We start from the raw sequence: 15,950 nt of genomic DNA, 5'->3' as shown, positions 1-15,950 counted from the left end.
AAACGATTGCCGGCTTCGGCGGCTCCTACAGTAAAGATAAAGCGGCGCAGTCCGGGAGTTGAAACATGCAGCGTTCCATTGCCACCGTTTCCTTGAGCGGCACCCTGCCGGAAAAACTCGAAGCCATCGCCGCCGCCGGGTTCGACGGGGTGGAGATTTTCGAAAACGACCTCCTGTACTACGACGGCAGCCCGCGGGAAATTAAACAGATGTGCGCCGATCTCGGCATCGCCATCACTCTGTTTCAACCGTTCCGCGATTTCGAAGGCTGCCGCCGTGATCGCCTGGCGCGCAACCTTGAGCGCGCCGAACGCAAGTTCGACCTGATGCAGGAGCTGGGCACCGACCTGGTGCTGGTCTGCAGTAACGCCTCGGCCGACAGCGTCGGTGATCAACAAATTCTCGTCGATGACCTGCGCCTGCTGGCCGAGCATGCCGGTGCGCGCGGCTTGCGCATTGGTTACGAAGCGCTGGCGTGGGGCCGTCACGTGAATACTTATCAACAGGTCTGGGACATCGTGCGTCAGGCCGATCACCCGAGCCTCGGTGTATTGCTCGACAGCTTTCATACGTTGTCGCTGAAGGGCGATCCGCGCGCCATTGCCGACATTCCCGGCGACAAGATTTTCTTTGTGCAAATGGCCGACGCGCCGATCCTGGCCATGGATGTGCTGGAGTGGAGCCGGCATTTCCGCTGCTTCCCGGGACAGGGCGAATTCGATCTGCCGGGTTTCCTCGCGCCGATCATCCAGAGCGGTTACGCCGGGCCGCTGTCGCTGGAAATTTTCAACGATGGCTTCCGCGCCGCGCCGCCACGGGCCAATGCCGCCGACGGTTTACGTTCACTGCTGTATCTGGAAGAGAAAACCCGTCAGCGTCTTGAGCAGGAAGCGACACCTGTCGCCAATCGCGAAATCCTTTTCGAAACACCGAAGGCCAGCGAGTACAACGGCATCGAGTTTCTCGAGTTTGCCGTCGATGAAAGCCTCGGCGCCAAACTGTCGAACTGGCTGGAACGCTTGGGGTTCGTCAAGGCTGGGCAGCATCGTTCCAAGAGTGTGAGCCTGCTGCGTCAGGGCGACATCAACCTGATCCTCAACTCCGAACCGTATTCCTTTGCCCACAGCTTCTTCGAGGCTCACGGCCCGTCGCTGTGTGCCACGGCTGTGCGGGTCAAGGACAGCGCCAGTGCGCTAGCCCGCGCCGTCGCTTACAAAGGTCAGCCCTATCGTGGACTGGTCGGCCCCAACGAACTGGAACTGGCAGCGGTGCGCGCGCCGGACGGCAGCCTGATTTATCTGGTGGATGAACAGGCCGACGTCTACGGCACCGATTTCAACCTGCTGGCAGACGCGCCGGCCCGTGGCGGTCTCAAGCGTATCGATCATATGGCCATGGCGTTGCCGGCCGACAGCCTCGACAGTTGGGTGCTGTTCTACAAGAGCCTGCTGGATTTCGAAGCGGACGATGAAGTGGTGCTGCCTGATCCGTATGGTCTGGTGAAGAGCCGCGCCTTGCGTAGCCGCGACAGTTCGATCCGCTTGCCGCTGAACATCTCCGAGAACCGCAACACCGCCATCTCCCACGCGCTGTCGAGTTATCGCGGCTCCGGGGTGCACCACATCGCCTTCGATTGTGACGACATCTTCGCCGAAGTCAGTCGCGCCAAAGAAGCCGGCGTGCCGCTACTGGATATTCCGCTCAACTATTACGACGACCTTGCAGCGCGTTTCGATTTTGACGACGAGTTTCTCAGTGAACTGGCGTATTACAACGTTCTGTACGACCGTGATGCCCAGGGCGGTGAGCTGTTCCACGTCTACACCGAACCGTTTGAAGGGCGTTTCTTCTTCGAGATCATCCAGCGCAAGAATGGCTATGCCGGGTATGGCGCGGCGAACGTCGCGGTGCGCCTGGCGGCGATGGCCAAATCTCGCAGTGGTGCCGTGCGCCAGGCGAAGTTGTAGGAAATTCGTAAACGCGAGATTAAACACGGGCCGCGCGGCTTCCTTCACTGTGCTGCGCAGCCCATAATCGCCGCCTGTGCAGTGATGGCCGTGAGCCCGCAATGACGATGAATACAGAACTTTCCGCAGCTTCTGAAGTTTCCACTGTAGAGCCGCGCAAGAGTCGCAAGAACAACCCGGAAAAGACCCGCGAGAACATCTTGCAGGAGGCGATCGTCGAGTTCGTCCAGCAAGGCTTGTCCGGTGCTCGCGTCGATGCGATCGCCGAGCGAATCCACACCTCCAAACGCATGATCTATTACTACTTCGGCAGTAAGGAGCAGTTGTACGTCGAGGTGCTGGAAAAGCTTTACGGTGACATCCGCAGCACCGAAAACCGTCTGCACCTGGCCGAGCTGGCGCCGGTAGAGGCGATTCGGCGTCTGGTGGAATTTACCTTCGATCACCACGACCGCAATGTCGATTTCGTGCGCATCGTCAGCATCGAAAACATCCACAACGCCGAATACGTGAAGCGTTCCGACGCGATCAAAGCGATGAACAACACCATCCTCGATTCACTCGGCGAGATACTGCGTCGTGGTGCTGCTGAAGGTGTTTTCCGTGTGGGGCTGGATGCGCTGGATGTGCATTTGCTGATCAGTTCGTTCTGCTTCTATCGCGTGTCGAACCGGCACACATTTGGCGAGATCTTTCAGATCGATCTGCCGGATGAAAGCATCAAACAGCGGCATCGCGAGATGATTTGCGAATCGGTGCTGCGCTACCTGCAGGCCTGACACATTCCCCCTGTGGAAGCGAGCCTGCTCGCGAAAGCGGTGTGTCAGTCAACAGATGTATTGGCTGGCCGTACGCCTTCGCGAGCAGGGGGAAAGAACTCAGCCATTCATGCTTTGAAAATGCGCGAGCATCCGCTGCGCGTCCGGCACCACGTCACTGAACAATTCAAACGCTTTCACTGCCTGAAACACCGCCATGTTGCCGCCGTCCAGCGTCCGGCAACCCAGCGCGCGGGCGTTGCGCAGCAGTTCGGTTTCCAGCGGGAAATACACAATCTCCGCCACCCACAATTCCTTGCGCAGCAGTTCGACCGGCACCGGCATGCCCGGCAGTTTGGCCATGCCCATTGGCGTGGTATTGACCAGACCGTCGGCCTGACTCAGCGTGGCCGGCAGATCCCGCCCGGCCACTGCCCGGCTTGAGCCGAAATGCTGATTGAGATTGTTCGCCAGGCTCTCGGCGCGCTCACTGTCGACATCGAAAATAGTCAGTTGCTGTACGCCTTCGCTCAACAATGCGTGGGCCACTGCTGCGCCTGCGCCACCGGCGCCCATCTGGACTACGCGCTCGCGGGCGGCGTCTTTCAGACCTCGACGAAAACCCTCAGCGAAACCGAGACAGTCGGTGTTATGGCCAACACGCTTGCCGTCCTTCAACACCACGGTGTTCACCGCGCCTATGCCTTCGGCTTCCGGCGACAACTCATCGAGCAGCGGGATGATCGCCTGCTTGCACGGGAAGGTGATGTTCAATCCGGTGTAGTTCATCCGCTCGGCCGCCAGTAGCAGGTCGGGCAGGGCGGTGCTGTCCATTTTCAGTTGATCGAGATCGATCAATCGATAGAGGTAGCGCAGGCCTTGGGCATCGCCTTCGTGCTCATGCAGCGCCGGTGTGCGCGAGGCCTGAATGCCGGCGCCGATCAGCCCGGCGAGTATTACGTTAGAGCGAGACATGCGAGTTACCCCTTCAGCCGCTGGCTGAAATGTTCCAGCGCCAGGCGATAGCCATGACTGCCAAACCCGGCCATTACCGCCGTGGCAATCGCCGAGACAAACGAGTGATGACGAAACGGCTCGCGGGCGTGGACGTTGGACAGGTGTACTTCAATCACCGGCAATTCACTGGCCACCAGTGCGTCGCGAATCGCCACCGAAGTATGCGTCCACGCGGCCGGATTGATCACGATCCCGGCGCAACGGCCACGGGCAGCGTGAATCCAGTCGAGCAGTTCGCCTTCGTGATTGGTCTGGCGAAACTCCACGGCCAGGCCGAACTCTTCTGCCGCGCGACCGCACAACGCCGAGATATCCGCCAGGGTTTCGTGACCGTAAGTGGCCGGCTCGCGGGTGCCGAGCAGGTTCAGGTTCGGGCCGTTGAGCACCAGAACGATAGGGGGCATGAGGGGTAACTCCACTTATTGTTTTTGGCTTTGGCCGAGGATTTCAGCCTGTGGAGATAAAATGTACTAGATGGTTACCATGGTCAATTGAACAAAAATGGACGTAGCGTTTTATGTTCGGTGATCGCACAGAAGCAATATTGATCGAGATATGACGACAGCTTTGCTTACGTTTTTCACTGGAGATTGCCCGGCTCATGACCTGTTGCGACGCTAGCCTGAAAAGCGGTGAAACGTCATGTGCCGATCACCAGTCGTCGGATTTGAAAGGAATCTTGAATCCTGAAACTTATTAACCTAACGGATGGGTTAGCATGAAGGTGTGCAGCTACAAAGGATTGTCGATTGTCATCATGCTGCGAGATGAACATTGCCCACCACACGTTCACGTGAATGCGGGCAGTTGGAGTGCCCGATTACAGTTCAGTTTCTGGCACAACGATATTGAGCTTTGGGACGTCGTGCCGCTTTCTCGTCGACCACCCTTGGCCGTGGTGGAAGGCTTGTGTCGATCCCTTGAGCAGCCTGCTCATCTGCGACGAGCACGCGGGATCTGGTGGTCGAAATTGCAAACTGTCTGTCTCGACAATCAATTGTGGGACAGCCATTCAAACGAAGTGTTGGGGATGAAACTCGTCACTGACACGACATACAGAGTGGGATCGGCGCGTTATCTGCCAGACGAGGGCAAAACTCTTCTGACATTGATAGACGCATTGGAAGGAGTGGAAATCGATTTATGAAGGTCATCAAAGCCAAGCCATCCGCACGTCGTCCCCTCACGGAGGAGATGATCGACGTCGCCATCGAGCAAGGGCAAGCACGCCGGACGAATAGCTTGCAGGCTGTCTCCGTAACCTTTGAGAAACCATCCCTGATCATCCGTTTTGAAGACGGCAGCGGTGTGTTGCTACCGGTGGATCGTTATCCAGAGTTCGACGGATTCAACGCAGCGGACTATGAAAGCCTGACAGTCGGCTTCGCGGGCACTGCGCTTTGTCACGAGGGTAAAGACCTCGACGTTTCCATTTCTGGGATGATTTCGGCGAGCCCATCACTATTGGCCATGGCCGCTTCTGCCGTTGCTTCGCGCAACGGCCGTCAGAGCAGCGCGGCAAAGTCTGCAGCCGCGCGGGCGAATGGCAAAAAGGGCGGGCGTCCGCGTAAGGTCGATCCCGCTTAGTGAGCGCCCACAAAAAAGCCGTCAATCACGACGGCTTTTTCGTATCTGCTGTCCCGTAATCAACGCCGGGTCAGCAACACACCCGATTCCATGTGATGCGTCCACGGGAACTGGTCAAACAACGCGCACTGGGTAATACGGTGCGTGTCGTGCAACTGGGCGATGTTGGCCGCCAGGGTTTCCGGGTTGCAGGAGATGTACAGGATGTTGTCGAAACGTCGGGTCAGCTCGCAGGTGTCCGGGTCCATGCCGGCGCGCGGCGGGTCGACGAAGACGCTGCCGAACTCGTAGCTCTTCAGGTCGATGCCTTGCAGGCGACGGAACGGGCGCACTTCGTTGAGCGCTTCGGTCAGTTCTTCGGCAGACAAACGCACCAGAGTGACGTTATCCACAGCGTTTTCGCTGAGGTTGCTCAATGCCGCGTTGACCGAGGTTTTGCTGATTTCGGTAGCCAGCACTTTGCGCACGCGAGTCGCGAGCGGCAGGGTGAAGTTACCGTTACCGCAATACAGCTCCAGCAAGTCGTCAGTGCGGTCACCGAGTGCTTCGTACGCCCAGTTGAGCATCTTCTGGTTCACCGTGCCGTTCGGCTGGGTGAACGCGCCTTCCGGCTGGCGATAGCTGAAGGTGCGACCGCCGACGTCGAGTTTCTCGACCACGTAATCGAGGCCAAGCACTTCGCGTTTACCCTTCGAGCGACCAATAATGCTGACGCCGAGATCCGCCGCCAACTTCGTCGCCGCTGTATGCCAGTGTTCGTCCAGCGGGCGGTGATAGCACAGGGTGATCATCGCATCGCCAGACAGTGTGGTCAGAAACTCCACTTGAAACAGCTTGTGGCTCAGCGCCGAACTGGCCTGCCAGGCAGCCTTTAATTGCGGCATCAACTGGTTGATGCGCAGGCTGGCAATCGGGAACTCTTCAATGAGGATCGGTGTGCGCTTGTCGTCTTGAGCGAACATCGCGTAATGCCGATCGCCGCCTTCGCGCCACAGGCGGAATTCGGCGCGCAGACGGAAGTTCTGCAGCGGCGAGTCGAACACGGTCGGCTCGGGGGCATCGAACGGCGCCAGCAGATCACGCAAACGCGTGACCTTGGCTTCAAGTTGCTCGGCGTAAGCCTGGGAATCGAATGTCATGCGTTGAACCAACCCAACTTGATCACAAACAGAATCGACAGAATCACCAGCGCCGGGTTCAGCTCACGAGCGCGGCCGGACAGCAACTTGATCACGGTCCAGGCGATGAAACCGAACGCGATGCCGTTGGCGATCGAATAAGTGAACGGCATGGCTAGCGCGGTCACCACGACCGGCGCGGCGACGGTGATGTCGTCCCAGTCTATTTCCGCCAGGCCGGAAGTCATCAACACGGCGACGAACAGCAGTGCCGGCGCGGTGGCGAACGCCGGAACGCTGGCCGCCAGTGGCGAGAAGAACAGTGCCAGCAGGAACAGAATCGCCACGACGATGGCCGTCAGACCGGTACGCCCGCCCGCACTCACGCCAGCCGCGGATTCGATGTAGCTGGTGGTGGTCGACGTGCCGAGCAACGAACCGGCCATGGCCGCGGTGCTGTCGGCGATCAGCGCACGACCCATTTTCGGCATGTGGCCGTCTTTGCCCATCAGGCCGGCGCGCTTGGCGACGCCGATCAGGGTGCCGGAGTTGTCGAACAGATCAACGAACAGGAACGCGAAGATCACGCTGACCAGACCGATGTCCAGCGCACCTTTGATGTCCAGTTGCAGGAAGGTCGGGGCCAGCGAAGGCGGCATCGAGGTCACGCCGCCGAACGGGGTGAAACCCATGGCGATGGAAATGATGGTTACCGCCAGAATGCCGATCAGCACCGCGCCGCGCACTTTCAATGCTTCGAGGGCGACGATCAGGGCGAAACCGAGGGTGGCGAGAATCGGTGCAGGTTGTTTCAGGTCACCAAGGCCGACCATGGTCGCCGGATTGCTGACGACGATACCTGCGTTATGCAGTGCGATCAGCGCCAGGAACAGGCCGATACCGGCAGCAATCGCCGATCGCAGCGGCAGCGGGATGCTGTTGATGATCCATTCACGGATGCGGAAGATCGACAGCAGGAAGAAGCACACCGCCGAGATGAACACCGCGCCCAGCGCCACTTGCCAGGTGTGGCCCATGTGCAGGACAACGGTGTAGGTGAAGAAGGCGTTCAGACCCATGCCCGGCGCAAGGGCGATCGGGTAGTTGGCGATCAGGCCCATGATGGTCGAGCCGATGGCGGCTGCCAGACAGGTGGCGACGAACACTGCGCCCTTGTCCATGCCGGTCTCACCGAGAATGCTCGGGTTGACGAACAGAATGTAGGCCATGGCCAAGAAAGTCGTGATGCCCGCCAGAATCTCGGTGCGCACGTTGGTGTTGTGTGCCTTGAGTTGAAACAGCCTTTCCAGCATGTCTGCTCCCCGTGGCGCGCGTGGCGCCGTAAATGTATCGACCTCAACAGCAAAGCACAGACCATCGCAAGCGCCTGGAAAATTGTGGTGGGCCGGAAAAAGCCGCGCATCATACCAGCAGCGTGAGGAATATGGCGGTTGTTGGTGTCGATCGTCGGCGAAGTTTTGCCTAGAAGCCAACTGCGCCATACTGCGCGCTGATTTTTTCGGGACGGGAAGCGCATGAGCAGGTGCTGGATGAAGGTTTCGGGTTTGATTGCCGCACTGATGGCCGTGGCTCCGATAGCGCTGGCGGCCTCGGCGGAGCCGTTGACCCAAGTGAAAGTGATCAAGGTGCAATCGCCGGCCTGTGGCCTGGAGGACATTGCCGGTGGCCAGACGCAGACCCAATGCAATCATAGTGGGCCGAGCATCAAGGTCTATGTACTGGAAGTCGGATACGGCCAGAGCCAGCCGCATGCCACCCTCGACGGTTTCGAGGTGAACGGCACCCGAGCGCCGGTCTGTGCCTTTGATAACGGCAACCTGACCGAGTGCACTCCCGGCAAAAAAACCGTCGGTTCTCTTTATACCTTCGATCTGGCGGGCAAACAGGAAGGTACTTTCACCTTCAGCAACACCTCGATCAACGCGCCACGCAATACGATGTCGACCCAGCTTTACATCAAGTAACGGCTGTCTGCGAACAGGGCCGGACAAAGCTGTCTACGCTTGGAAGATCACCCAGCGGATAACGCCCATGACCTTTAGAGTCCTGATTACCCTCGCCGAGGGCATCGATGATCTGCAAAGCGTGACCCTGATCGACGTGCTGCGCAGGGCCGGCATCGAGGTGGTGGCCGCCAGTATTGAAGGGCGACGCATGCTCACCTGCGCCCGTGGCACACGCCTGACCGCCGATGGCATGCTGGTCGACGTGCTGGCGCAAACCTTCGACCTGATCGTACTGCCCGGCGGCGCCGTCGGTTCGCAACACCTGGCTGCGCATCAACCGCTGCAACAACTGGTCAAGGATCAGGCCAGTGCCGGCCGCCTGTTCGCCGCCATCGCCGAATCCCCGGCCATCGCCCTGCAATCCTTCGGCGTGCTGCGTCAACGACGCATGACCTGTTTGCCCAGCGCCAGCCATCAACTCTCGGGCTGTACGTTTGTTGATCAACCGGTGGTGGTCGACGGCAATTGCATCACCGCGCAAGGTTCCAGCGCTGCGCTGGAGTTTGCCTTGACGCTGGTCGAGCAACTCGGCGGCAAGGCCTTGCGGGCGAAAGTGGCGAGGGAGTTGTAGTGGCTGGAGGTGTCAGGCGTGGACAGCGATCAGTTCGATAACCGGTTGCTCCCGATGCTCCGCTTGCCACAGATCGTAGTCGGTTTGTACGCCTAGCCACACACGCGCCTTGCCAATGCCAGCACGCTCAAGACGCACAGCCAGATCCGGGCTGATTGGCGCATGTCCGTGTAGTACACGGGAAAGATGTGGGCGCGCGAAGCCCAAGTGTCGGGCCAATTCGGTCACGCTGATGCCAAGTTCGGGTAAAACATCCATCAGCAGTGTTTCGCCGGGGTGTGGCGTGTTGTGCATGGGCATGAGCCTGCCTCCTGTCAGTGAAGGATTTGATCATGGGCTGGAGTGTAAGGCGATACATTACACTCGGTGCGGTAACTATGTACCGCACCTTTTCAGTTATTTTGTGTTTTGGAGGTTGTCAGACCTTCACCTCTTCCACCGGCAAATGCATCCGATCCCGGTTAGCCAGCGTCGGAAACAACTTGATCCACGTCCCGGTCACCACCAGCGTGCCGATTCCACCCATCACCACCGCCGGCACCGTGCCGAACCAGTGGGCGGTGACGCCGGATTCGAATTCGCCGAGCTGATTTGAAGCACCGATGAACAACCCGTTCACCGCGCTGACCCGGCCGCGCATTTCGTCGGGGGTTTCCAATTGTACGAAAGAGGCGCGGATGACCATGCTGATCATGTCCGCCGCGCCGAGCACCACCAGCACCGCCAGCGAGAACCAGAACGAGGTCGACAGGCCGAAGGCGATGGTTGCAACGCCGAATACCCCGACCGCCGTGAACATCACTCGGCCAACGTTGCGTTCTACGGCAAATCGGGCGAGGAACAGCGACATCCCCAGTGCGCCGACCGCCGGTGCCGAACGTAGCAGGCCGAGGCCCCACGGCCCGGTCAGCAGGATGTCCTTGGCGAATACCGGCAGCAACGCCGTGGCGCCGCCGAGGAGTACCGCAAACAAATCCAGCGAAATCGCCCCGAGAATGTCCGGGCGGCTGCGAATGAAGCGAATCCCCGCCAGCAACGAATCCAGCGTGGCTTTGCCTTTATTCAACGGCGTTTGCCGCGCGGGCAGGTTGAGCATCAAGGTGCAGGCAATGACATACAGCAGCACGGTCGGGCCATACACCCAGACGCTGCCGAACGCGTAGAGCAAGCCGCCCAGCGCCGGGGCGACGATGGTTGCCGACTGTTGCGCCGATTGTGCCGCTGCCACCGCCCGTGGGAACAGTGCGCTGGGCACAATACTCGGCAGCAGTGCCTGGGTGGTCGGCATCTCGAACGAACGCGCCGCGCCGAGCAGGAAGGCGAGGATGAAGATCATCTCGCGGGTGACGTGATCGGTGGCGCTGCCGATGGCCAGCGCCAGGGCGATCAATGCCTGCAACGACTGACAGATCGCCGCGACTTTGCGTCGGTCATAGCGGTCGGCAACATGCCCGGTGTGCAGCATGAACAGCACACGCGGGGCGAATTCGACCAGGCCGACCAGACCCAGATCGAGGACGTTGCCGGTCAATTGGTAGAGGTTCCAGCCAATTGCCACAGTGAGCATCTGAAAGCCGCTGGCGGTGAAGATCCGCGCGAACCAGAAAGCGAGAAACGGACGATGGTGACGTAACAGCAGGGGCTCTTGGCTGGGCATCTGAAGGCAGGTCTGGCTCGAGGGGAACCGCGAGGTTATCACCAGTCTGTAACAGGAAGTTGCTATGACAAAAAATTTAGTTAGCCAGACATCGATTTCCTCCAGCTCGCCGCAAGAAATCCATTGCAGAGCATTGCCGCGCCGATGAGGCAACTTGTCACGCGGCAAACGACCACGCAGTTGTTCGTCGGAAATGGGACTACTCTTTCAACGTTGCTTGAGCCAGATCAAGACCCTCCCGGGCCATGCTCTGGTGGCCCGTTGGCCAGACTCCCTGCGTTGCGATGGTTGTTAAAAAAGAACGAATCAGAATTCGCCGCACTCCATATCCGTGGGGGCAGTAGGCGCAGGGGCCACAAGCCCCGAAGCCGGTATTACCTGACAGAGGAAGACTTATGTTCGGTTTAGAGGCACTCGATCTCGCCCGAATTCAGTTCGCGTTCACCATTTCGTTCCACATCCTGTTCCCGGCCATCACCATCGGCCTGGCGAGTTACCTCGCGGTGCTCGAAGGCTTGTGGCTGAAAACCCATAACGACACCTACCGTGACCTTTACCATTTCTGGTCGAAGATCTTTGCCGTCAACTTCGGCATGGGCGTGGTCTCGGGTCTCGTCATGGCCTACCAGTTCGGCACCAACTGGAGCCGCTTCTCGGACTTCGCCGGCGCCGTCACCGGGCCGTTGCTGACCTATGAAGTGCTCACGGCATTCTTCCTTGAGGCCGGTTTCCTCGGGGTGATGCTGTTTGGCTGGAATAAGGTCGGACGTGGGCTGCACTTCTTTTCCACCGTCATGGTGGCCATCGGCACGCTGATTTCGACGTTCTGGATTCTCGCGTCCAATAGCTGGATGCAGACCCCGCAGGGCTTCGAGATCGTCAACGGTCAGGTAATCCCCACCGACTGGCTGGCAATCATTTTCAACCCTTCGTTCCCTTATCGTCTGATGCACATGGCCACGGCTGCGTTTGTCGCCACGGCGTTCTTCGTCGGCTCTTCGGCGGCCTGGCACTTGCTGCGCGGCAAGGACAATCCGGCGATCCGCACGATGCTGTCGATGGCGATGTGGATGGCGCTGATCGTCGCGCCGATCCAGGCCGTCATCGGCGACTTCCATGGCCTGAATACGCTCGAGCATCAGCCGGCGAAAATCGCCGCGATCGAAGGTCACTGGGAAAACAAGGGCGACGAAGCGACGCCGCTGATCCTGTTCGGCTGGCCGGACATGAAAGAAGAGAAAACCAGATTCGCCGTGGAGATCCCGTACCTCGGCAGTCTGATCCTCACTCACTCGCTGGACAAACAGGTGCCGGCGCTCAAGGAATTCCCGCCGCAAGACCGGCCGAATTCGACCATTGTATTCTGGTCGTTCCGGATCATGGTCGGCCTCGGTTTCCTGATGATCTTCACCGGTCTGTGGAGCCTGTGGCTGCGTAAACGCGACACGCTCTACACCTCGCGCCCGTTCCTCTATCTGGCGTTGTGGATGGGACCGTCGGGCCTGATCGCGATTCTCGCTGGCTGGTTCACCACCGAAATCGGTCGTCAGCCGTGGGTGGTCTACGGACTGATGCGCACGGCGGATGCGTCTTCAAACCACAGCTTCATGCAGATGAGCATCACCCTGATCATGTTTGTGGTGGTGTATTTCGCCCTGTTCGGCGCAGGTCTCGGCTACATGATGCGCCTGGTGCGCAAAGGGCCGAAGATCAGCGAAGGCGCCGAGACGCCGGACGGTGGTCCAGGCAAGCAGCGTACGCCGGCGCGTCCGTTGTCCGCCGCCGACGATTCGGCCGATGCCGATCACGACACCCCCAGCCTGACCAAGGAGATTTGAGCCATGGGTATTGATCTTCCGCTGATCTGGGCCGTGATCATCATCTTCGGCATCATGATGTACGTGGTCATGGACGGCTTCGATCTGGGCATCGGGATTCTCTTCCCGTTCATCCCGGGCAAAGTCGACCGTGACGTAATGATGAACACGGTCGCCCCGGTCTGGGACGGCAACGAAACCTGGCTGGTACTGGGCGGCGCGGCGTTGTTCGGCGCCTTCCCGCTGGCTTATTCGGTGGTGTTGTCGGCGCTGTACTTGCCGCTGATCTTCATGCTGATCGGATTGATCTTCCGCGGCGTGGCGTTCGAGTTCCGCTTCAAGGCCAAGGACGACAAGCGCCACTTGTGGGACAAGGCGTTTATCGGCGGCTCGGTGGCGGCGACGTTCTTCCAGGGCGTGGCGCTGGGCGCGTTCATCGACGGCTTGCCGGTGGTCAATCGGCAGTTCGCCGGCGGCTCACTGGACTGGCTGACACCGTTCACCCTGTTCTGCGGCGCCGCACTCGTGGTGGCGTATGCCTTGCTCGGCTGCACCTGGCTGATCATGAAAACCGAAGGCAAGTTGCAAGAGCAAATGCACAATCTGGCGCGGCCACTGGCATTCGTGCTGTTGGCGGTGATCGGTGTCGTCAGCCTGTGGACACCGCTGGCACACCCGGAAATTGCTTCGCGCTGGTTCAGCATGCCGAACCTGTTCTGGTTCATGCCGGTGCCGATTCTGGTGTTGGTGACAATGTACGGCCTGATCCGCGCTGTGGCGCGCAATGCCAACTACATGCCGTTCCTGCTGACCCTGGTACTGATCTTCCTCGGCTACAGCGGTCTGGGCATCAGCCTGTGGCCGAATATCGTGCCGCCGTCGATCTCGATCTGGGACGCCGCCGCACCGCCGCAAAGTCAGGGCTTCATGCTGGTGGGTACGCTGTTCATCATTCCGTTCATCCTGGGTTACACCTTCTGGAGCTACTACGTGTTCCGCGGCAAGGTCACCCATGAGGACGGTTATCACTAAGCGAAACCCTTTGGCAGCGAGCTTGCTCGCGATGGCGTCGGCAACGGCGCCATCGATCTGACTGATGAGGATCGAAACAATGACCGGCAAACATTCCCTGCACGACATTGAAGAAGCCGAAAAAAAACCGCTGTGGCAGCGGCTCGGCTGGTTGGCCTTGATCTGGGTCGGTAGCGTCGGCGTGCTGTTTATCGCCGCCAGCCTGATGCGCCTGTTCATGAACGCGGCAGGCCTGACCACGCACTGAATCATCCCCGTCCCGGCGCCTTCGGGTACGGCTTTGCAACCCTCCTCACGGAGGGTTTTTTTTGCCTTGAGGTTTACTTGCGCGCTTTAAGAATGACGAATTTCGGTGTGGCGGCCACTTGCTCGACGCCGCGGAACAGCCGCGCCAGTTTGCTGTGGTAACCCAGATGACGGTTGCCGACGATGTACAGCGCGCCACCCACCACCAACGCTTCGCGCGCCTGCTGGAACATGCGCCAGGCGAGGAAATCGCCCACCACCTGCTGCTGATGAAACGGCGGATTGCACAGCACCACGTCCAGCGACTGCGCTTCCTGTCCGGCCAGACCGTCGCCGGCCCGCACGATCACTTCGCGATCGCCCAGTGCTGCGCGCCAGTTTTCGCTAGCCGATTGCACCGCCATGTACGACTCGTCAACCAGCGTGTAGTGCGCATCAGGGTTCTGCAGAGCACTCGCGATTGCCAGTACACCGTTGCCACAGCCCAGATCGGCGACTCGGGCGCTCCCCAGATTTTTCGACAGATGCGGCAGGAAGGCTCGCGTGCCGATATCCAGGCCTTCGCGACAGAACACGTTGGCGTGGTTGAGCAACTCGATCGGTGGCTCGTCGAGGCGATAGCGTGACGGGTAGGGCGAGACGGCCGGGGCTTTTGCTTCAGGCGTGGCAATCAGCAAGCGAGCCTTTTTCACCGCCAGCGAAGCTTGCACCGGGCCAATGTAGCGTTCAAGCAGATCACCGGCGGCGCGTGGCAGGTGTTTGACCATGGCCGCTGCGACGACTTCGGCGCCGGGCGTGAGTTGCCCCTGCAAGCGGATCAGTTGTTCTTCCAGCAGTGCTAGGGTTTTCGGCACGCGGATCAGCACCCGATCAAACGGTCCGACCAATGGCTCGCTGGCGGGGATCCCGCGAACAGCGTCGAATGCCTGACCATTGCGCAGCAGGTTTTTTTCCAACCCCTGGAAACCGAGGAATGAGTCACCGCTGCTACTGACCCTGACCTTGCCTGACAAACTGGCAGCCAAGGCACCGAAGCTGTCGTTGAGCACCAATACGTGCGTGTCCGCCGCCGGTTGCTGCGCCGCCAGATGGTTGAGCAGGTATTCGTCAGCGGCATCGAAGGCTTGCAGCGGTTCGTTCTGCTGTTCGGGCTGGCGGATCAGGTCGAGTTGGGCAAAGGGCGTATCAAGCAAAGGCATGGGACGGGAACTCAGGGTAATCAACGGGGTGTTCCACAGCCCTGACATTGTGCTGCGGCACCGACCGAGTGTACTGCAACGCCGAACGTTCACGTCATCACTCAGGAGGGTCGCGAATGGTACGTTTTTTTCTTGGTTATTACCTGCACGTTTTATATGGGACGCAAGACTGCTTGATTAGATGATGCCGGCTCTGGCGGCCGCGATGACAGCGGAAATCTTGTTGCAGACGTTGAGTTTCTCGATGACGTTCTGCACGTGGTAGTTCACGGTGCGTTCGCTCAGGCTGAGGATTTTCGAAATCTCATAAGCGGTCTTGCCGCCGGCTGACAATTGCAGAACCTCCAGTTCGCGGGGCGACAGGTGCGGTTGGCGGGGCTTGAGAGATTGGGGCGGCAGCGTCCGGGCGAACAGTTCACTCAGGTGACTGGTGGCGTAGAACATATAACCAAAATGTTCATACAACTCCAGAGGACTGATGGGGCAATGCTTGCGCGCCAGGCTGATAATGCTGCACAAACCGCTTTGCTCATGGTGGAACGACTGTGACCAGCCATATTGCAGTCCATATTGCTGCAAACCCTGCCAAAGCTGAGGCTTATCTGCGAACACTGATTCGCTCCAGACGATGGGCATCATTGAGTGATTACAGTGTGCTATCAGTGGGTCGATTTTACTGTAATGTTTCTGATCATATTGTGCGTTCCATTCTTTGGGGTAGTTGTTGATTTGCAAGGGATCAAGACGTAGTTCCCGATTGGGTGAAGTGACCGAAATGGCACAAAAATTAAAGCCCAGGTTTTCTGCGAATCTCAACAGAATCGTATAAGCAGCGTCTATATCCCTGGCGAAAGTCAGTTGCTTTAACTGCGACTCCTTCCACGTTTCCATTACAGAGTCTCCATTGGTATTGCGGGGGGGGGCACAAAATGGATCCAAAAGATCCGGCACGCA

At 59.1% G+C, this 15,950-nt stretch carries 17 protein-coding genes; 9 read left to right on the top strand and 8 right to left on the bottom strand.

What is annotated here, in order from left to right:
• Positions 1 to 65 precede the first annotated feature (65 nt).
• A complete protein-coding gene (quiC, locus tag HU754_RS26050; RefSeq protein WP_095048737.1) occupies positions 66 to 1,967 on the top strand; it encodes a 3-dehydroshikimate dehydratase QuiC in 1,902 nt (633 codons plus the stop codon).
• A gap of 101 nt (positions 1,968 to 2,068) precedes the next feature.
• On the top strand, positions 2,069 to 2,746 hold the full coding sequence (locus HU754_RS26045) for a TetR/AcrR family transcriptional regulator (RefSeq protein WP_093434710.1): 678 nt from the start codon (positions 2,069 to 2,071) through the stop codon (positions 2,744 to 2,746).
• Between the two features lie 99 nt (positions 2,747 to 2,845).
• Here HU754_RS26045 and HU754_RS26040 read toward each other — a convergent pair whose 3' ends face one another.
• A complete protein-coding gene (locus tag HU754_RS26040) occupies positions 2,846 to 3,700 on the bottom strand; it encodes a shikimate dehydrogenase (protein WP_186623996.1) in 855 nt (284 codons plus the stop codon).
• A 5-nt stretch (positions 3,701 to 3,705) separates the two neighbouring features.
• Positions 3,706 to 4,146 carry a type II 3-dehydroquinate dehydratase gene (gene aroQ, locus HU754_RS26035; protein ID WP_008084592.1) on the bottom strand — a complete coding sequence of 147 codons (441 nt, stop codon included), beginning with the start codon at positions 4,144 to 4,146 and terminating at the stop codon, positions 3,706 to 3,708.
• 314 nt (positions 4,147 to 4,460) lie between these two features.
• Between aroQ and HU754_RS26030 the strand changes: the two genes are divergently transcribed.
• Entirely contained in the window at positions 4,461 to 4,889 is a 429-nt protein-coding gene (locus HU754_RS26030; protein ID WP_095125471.1) for a DUF4160 domain-containing protein, read from the top strand.
• A complete protein-coding gene (locus HU754_RS26025) occupies positions 4,886 to 5,329 on the top strand; it encodes a DUF2442 domain-containing protein (protein ID WP_095125470.1) in 444 nt (147 codons plus the stop codon). The genes HU754_RS26030 and HU754_RS26025 overlap by 4 nt, the downstream gene beginning before the upstream one ends.
• A gap of 59 nt (positions 5,330 to 5,388) precedes the next feature.
• Here the strand turns inward: HU754_RS26025 and trmA are convergent, their stop codons facing one another.
• The gene (trmA, locus tag HU754_RS26020; RefSeq protein WP_186623994.1) at positions 5,389 to 6,468 is read right to left on the bottom strand and encodes a tRNA (uridine(54)-C5)-methyltransferase TrmA; all 1,080 of its coding nucleotides are present in this window, start codon (positions 6,466 to 6,468) and stop codon (positions 5,389 to 5,391) included.
• Positions 6,465 to 7,760, bottom strand: coding sequence for an NCS2 family permease (locus HU754_RS26015; RefSeq protein ID WP_186623992.1), 1,296 nt, complete (start codon positions 7,758 to 7,760; stop codon positions 6,465 to 6,467). The genes trmA and HU754_RS26015 overlap by 4 nt, the downstream gene beginning before the upstream one ends.
• Before the next feature lie 222 nt (positions 7,761 to 7,982).
• On the opposite strand from HU754_RS26015, the gene HU754_RS26010 reads away from it, so the two are divergent.
• Together HU754_RS26010 and HU754_RS26005 are read left to right on the top strand one after the other, a co-directional pair.
• Positions 7,983 to 8,432 carry a DUF4879 domain-containing protein gene (locus tag HU754_RS26010; protein WP_186623991.1) on the top strand — a complete coding sequence of 150 codons (450 nt, stop codon included), beginning with the start codon at positions 7,983 to 7,985 and terminating at the stop codon, positions 8,430 to 8,432.
• 67 nt (positions 8,433 to 8,499) lie between these two features.
• The gene (locus HU754_RS26005; protein WP_186623990.1) at positions 8,500 to 9,045 is read left to right on the top strand and encodes a DJ-1 family glyoxalase III; all 546 of its coding nucleotides are present in this window, start codon (positions 8,500 to 8,502) and stop codon (positions 9,043 to 9,045) included.
• A 12-nt stretch (positions 9,046 to 9,057) separates the two neighbouring features.
• Here HU754_RS26005 and HU754_RS26000 read toward each other — a convergent pair whose 3' ends face one another.
• Both HU754_RS26000 and HU754_RS25995 read right to left on the bottom strand, forming a co-directional pair.
• Positions 9,058 to 9,345 carry a HigA family addiction module antitoxin gene (locus HU754_RS26000; protein ID WP_186623987.1) on the bottom strand — a complete coding sequence of 96 codons (288 nt, stop codon included), beginning with the start codon at positions 9,343 to 9,345 and terminating at the stop codon, positions 9,058 to 9,060.
• Between the two features lie 118 nt (positions 9,346 to 9,463).
• On the bottom strand, positions 9,464 to 10,702 hold the full coding sequence (locus HU754_RS25995) for an MFS transporter (protein WP_186623985.1): 1,239 nt from the start codon (positions 10,700 to 10,702) through the stop codon (positions 9,464 to 9,466).
• Between the two features lie 395 nt (positions 10,703 to 11,097).
• On the opposite strand from HU754_RS25995, the gene HU754_RS25990 reads away from it, so the two are divergent.
• The 3 genes from HU754_RS25990 (at position 11,098) to HU754_RS25980 (ending at position 13,798) form a co-directional block, all read left to right on the top strand.
• The gene (locus HU754_RS25990; protein WP_186623983.1) at positions 11,098 to 12,540 is read left to right on the top strand and encodes a cytochrome ubiquinol oxidase subunit I; all 1,443 of its coding nucleotides are present in this window, start codon (positions 11,098 to 11,100) and stop codon (positions 12,538 to 12,540) included.
• A 3-nt stretch (positions 12,541 to 12,543) separates the two neighbouring features.
• Positions 12,544 to 13,551, top strand: coding sequence for a cytochrome d ubiquinol oxidase subunit II (cydB, locus tag HU754_RS25985; protein WP_093434736.1), 1,008 nt, complete (start codon positions 12,544 to 12,546; stop codon positions 13,549 to 13,551).
• A 79-nt stretch (positions 13,552 to 13,630) separates the two neighbouring features.
• Complete coding sequence (locus tag HU754_RS25980; RefSeq protein WP_095048725.1) at positions 13,631 to 13,798, top strand: DUF2474 domain-containing protein; 168 nt, start codon at positions 13,631 to 13,633, stop codon at positions 13,796 to 13,798.
• A 73-nt stretch (positions 13,799 to 13,871) separates the two neighbouring features.
• Here HU754_RS25980 and HU754_RS25975 read toward each other — a convergent pair whose 3' ends face one another.
• On the bottom strand, positions 13,872 to 14,996 hold the full coding sequence (locus HU754_RS25975; RefSeq protein WP_186623981.1) for a methyltransferase: 1,125 nt from the start codon (positions 14,994 to 14,996) through the stop codon (positions 13,872 to 13,874).
• A gap of 177 nt (positions 14,997 to 15,173) precedes the next feature.
• A complete protein-coding gene (locus HU754_RS25970; protein WP_186623979.1) occupies positions 15,174 to 15,887 on the bottom strand; it encodes an autoinducer binding domain-containing protein in 714 nt (237 codons plus the stop codon).
• Positions 15,888 to 15,950: the final 63 nt, after the last annotated feature.

It is taken from the genome of Pseudomonas zeae, from assembly GCF_014268485.2.
In the GTDB taxonomy this organism is placed as follows: domain Bacteria; phylum Pseudomonadota; class Gammaproteobacteria; order Pseudomonadales; family Pseudomonadaceae; genus Aquipseudomonas; species Aquipseudomonas neuropathica.
This window is presented reverse-complemented; position numbering and strand designations above follow the sequence as displayed.

Bases quoted from the DNA above. Each gene is read 5' to 3' on its own strand.
- quiC (WP_095048737.1), top strand. From the start codon at position 66: ATGCAGCGTTCCATTGCCACCGTTTCCTTGAGCGGCACCCTGCCGGAA.
- HU754_RS26045 (WP_093434710.1), top strand. From the start codon at position 2,069: ATGACGATGAATACAGAACTTTCCGCAGCTTCTGAAGTTTCCACTGTA.
- HU754_RS26040 (WP_186623996.1), bottom strand. From the start codon at position 3,700: ATGTCTCGCTCTAACGTAATACTCGCCGGGCTGATCGGCGCCGGCATT.
- aroQ (WP_008084592.1), bottom strand. From the start codon at position 4,146: ATGCCCCCTATCGTTCTGGTGCTCAACGGCCCGAACCTGAACCTGCTC.
- HU754_RS26030 (WP_095125471.1), top strand. From the start codon at position 4,461: ATGAAGGTGTGCAGCTACAAAGGATTGTCGATTGTCATCATGCTGCGA.
- HU754_RS26025 (WP_095125470.1), top strand. From the start codon at position 4,886: ATGAAGGTCATCAAAGCCAAGCCATCCGCACGTCGTCCCCTCACGGAG.
- trmA (WP_186623994.1), bottom strand. From the start codon at position 6,468: ATGACATTCGATTCCCAGGCTTACGCCGAGCAACTTGAAGCCAAGGTC.
- HU754_RS26015 (WP_186623992.1), bottom strand. From the start codon at position 7,760: ATGCTGGAAAGGCTGTTTCAACTCAAGGCACACAACACCAACGTGCGC.
- HU754_RS26010 (WP_186623991.1), top strand. From the start codon at position 7,983: ATGAGCAGGTGCTGGATGAAGGTTTCGGGTTTGATTGCCGCACTGATG.
- HU754_RS26005 (WP_186623990.1), top strand. From the start codon at position 8,500: ATGACCTTTAGAGTCCTGATTACCCTCGCCGAGGGCATCGATGATCTG.
- HU754_RS26000 (WP_186623987.1), bottom strand. From the start codon at position 9,345: ATGCCCATGCACAACACGCCACACCCCGGCGAAACACTGCTGATGGAT.
- HU754_RS25995 (WP_186623985.1), bottom strand. From the start codon at position 10,702: ATGCCCAGCCAAGAGCCCCTGCTGTTACGTCACCATCGTCCGTTTCTC.
- HU754_RS25990 (WP_186623983.1), top strand. From the start codon at position 11,098: ATGTTCGGTTTAGAGGCACTCGATCTCGCCCGAATTCAGTTCGCGTTC.
- cydB (WP_093434736.1), top strand. From the start codon at position 12,544: ATGGGTATTGATCTTCCGCTGATCTGGGCCGTGATCATCATCTTCGGC.
- HU754_RS25980 (WP_095048725.1), top strand. From the start codon at position 13,631: ATGACCGGCAAACATTCCCTGCACGACATTGAAGAAGCCGAAAAAAAA.
- HU754_RS25975 (WP_186623981.1), bottom strand. From the start codon at position 14,996: ATGCCTTTGCTTGATACGCCCTTTGCCCAACTCGACCTGATCCGCCAG.
- HU754_RS25970 (WP_186623979.1), bottom strand. From the start codon at position 15,887: ATGGAAACGTGGAAGGAGTCGCAGTTAAAGCAACTGACTTTCGCCAGG.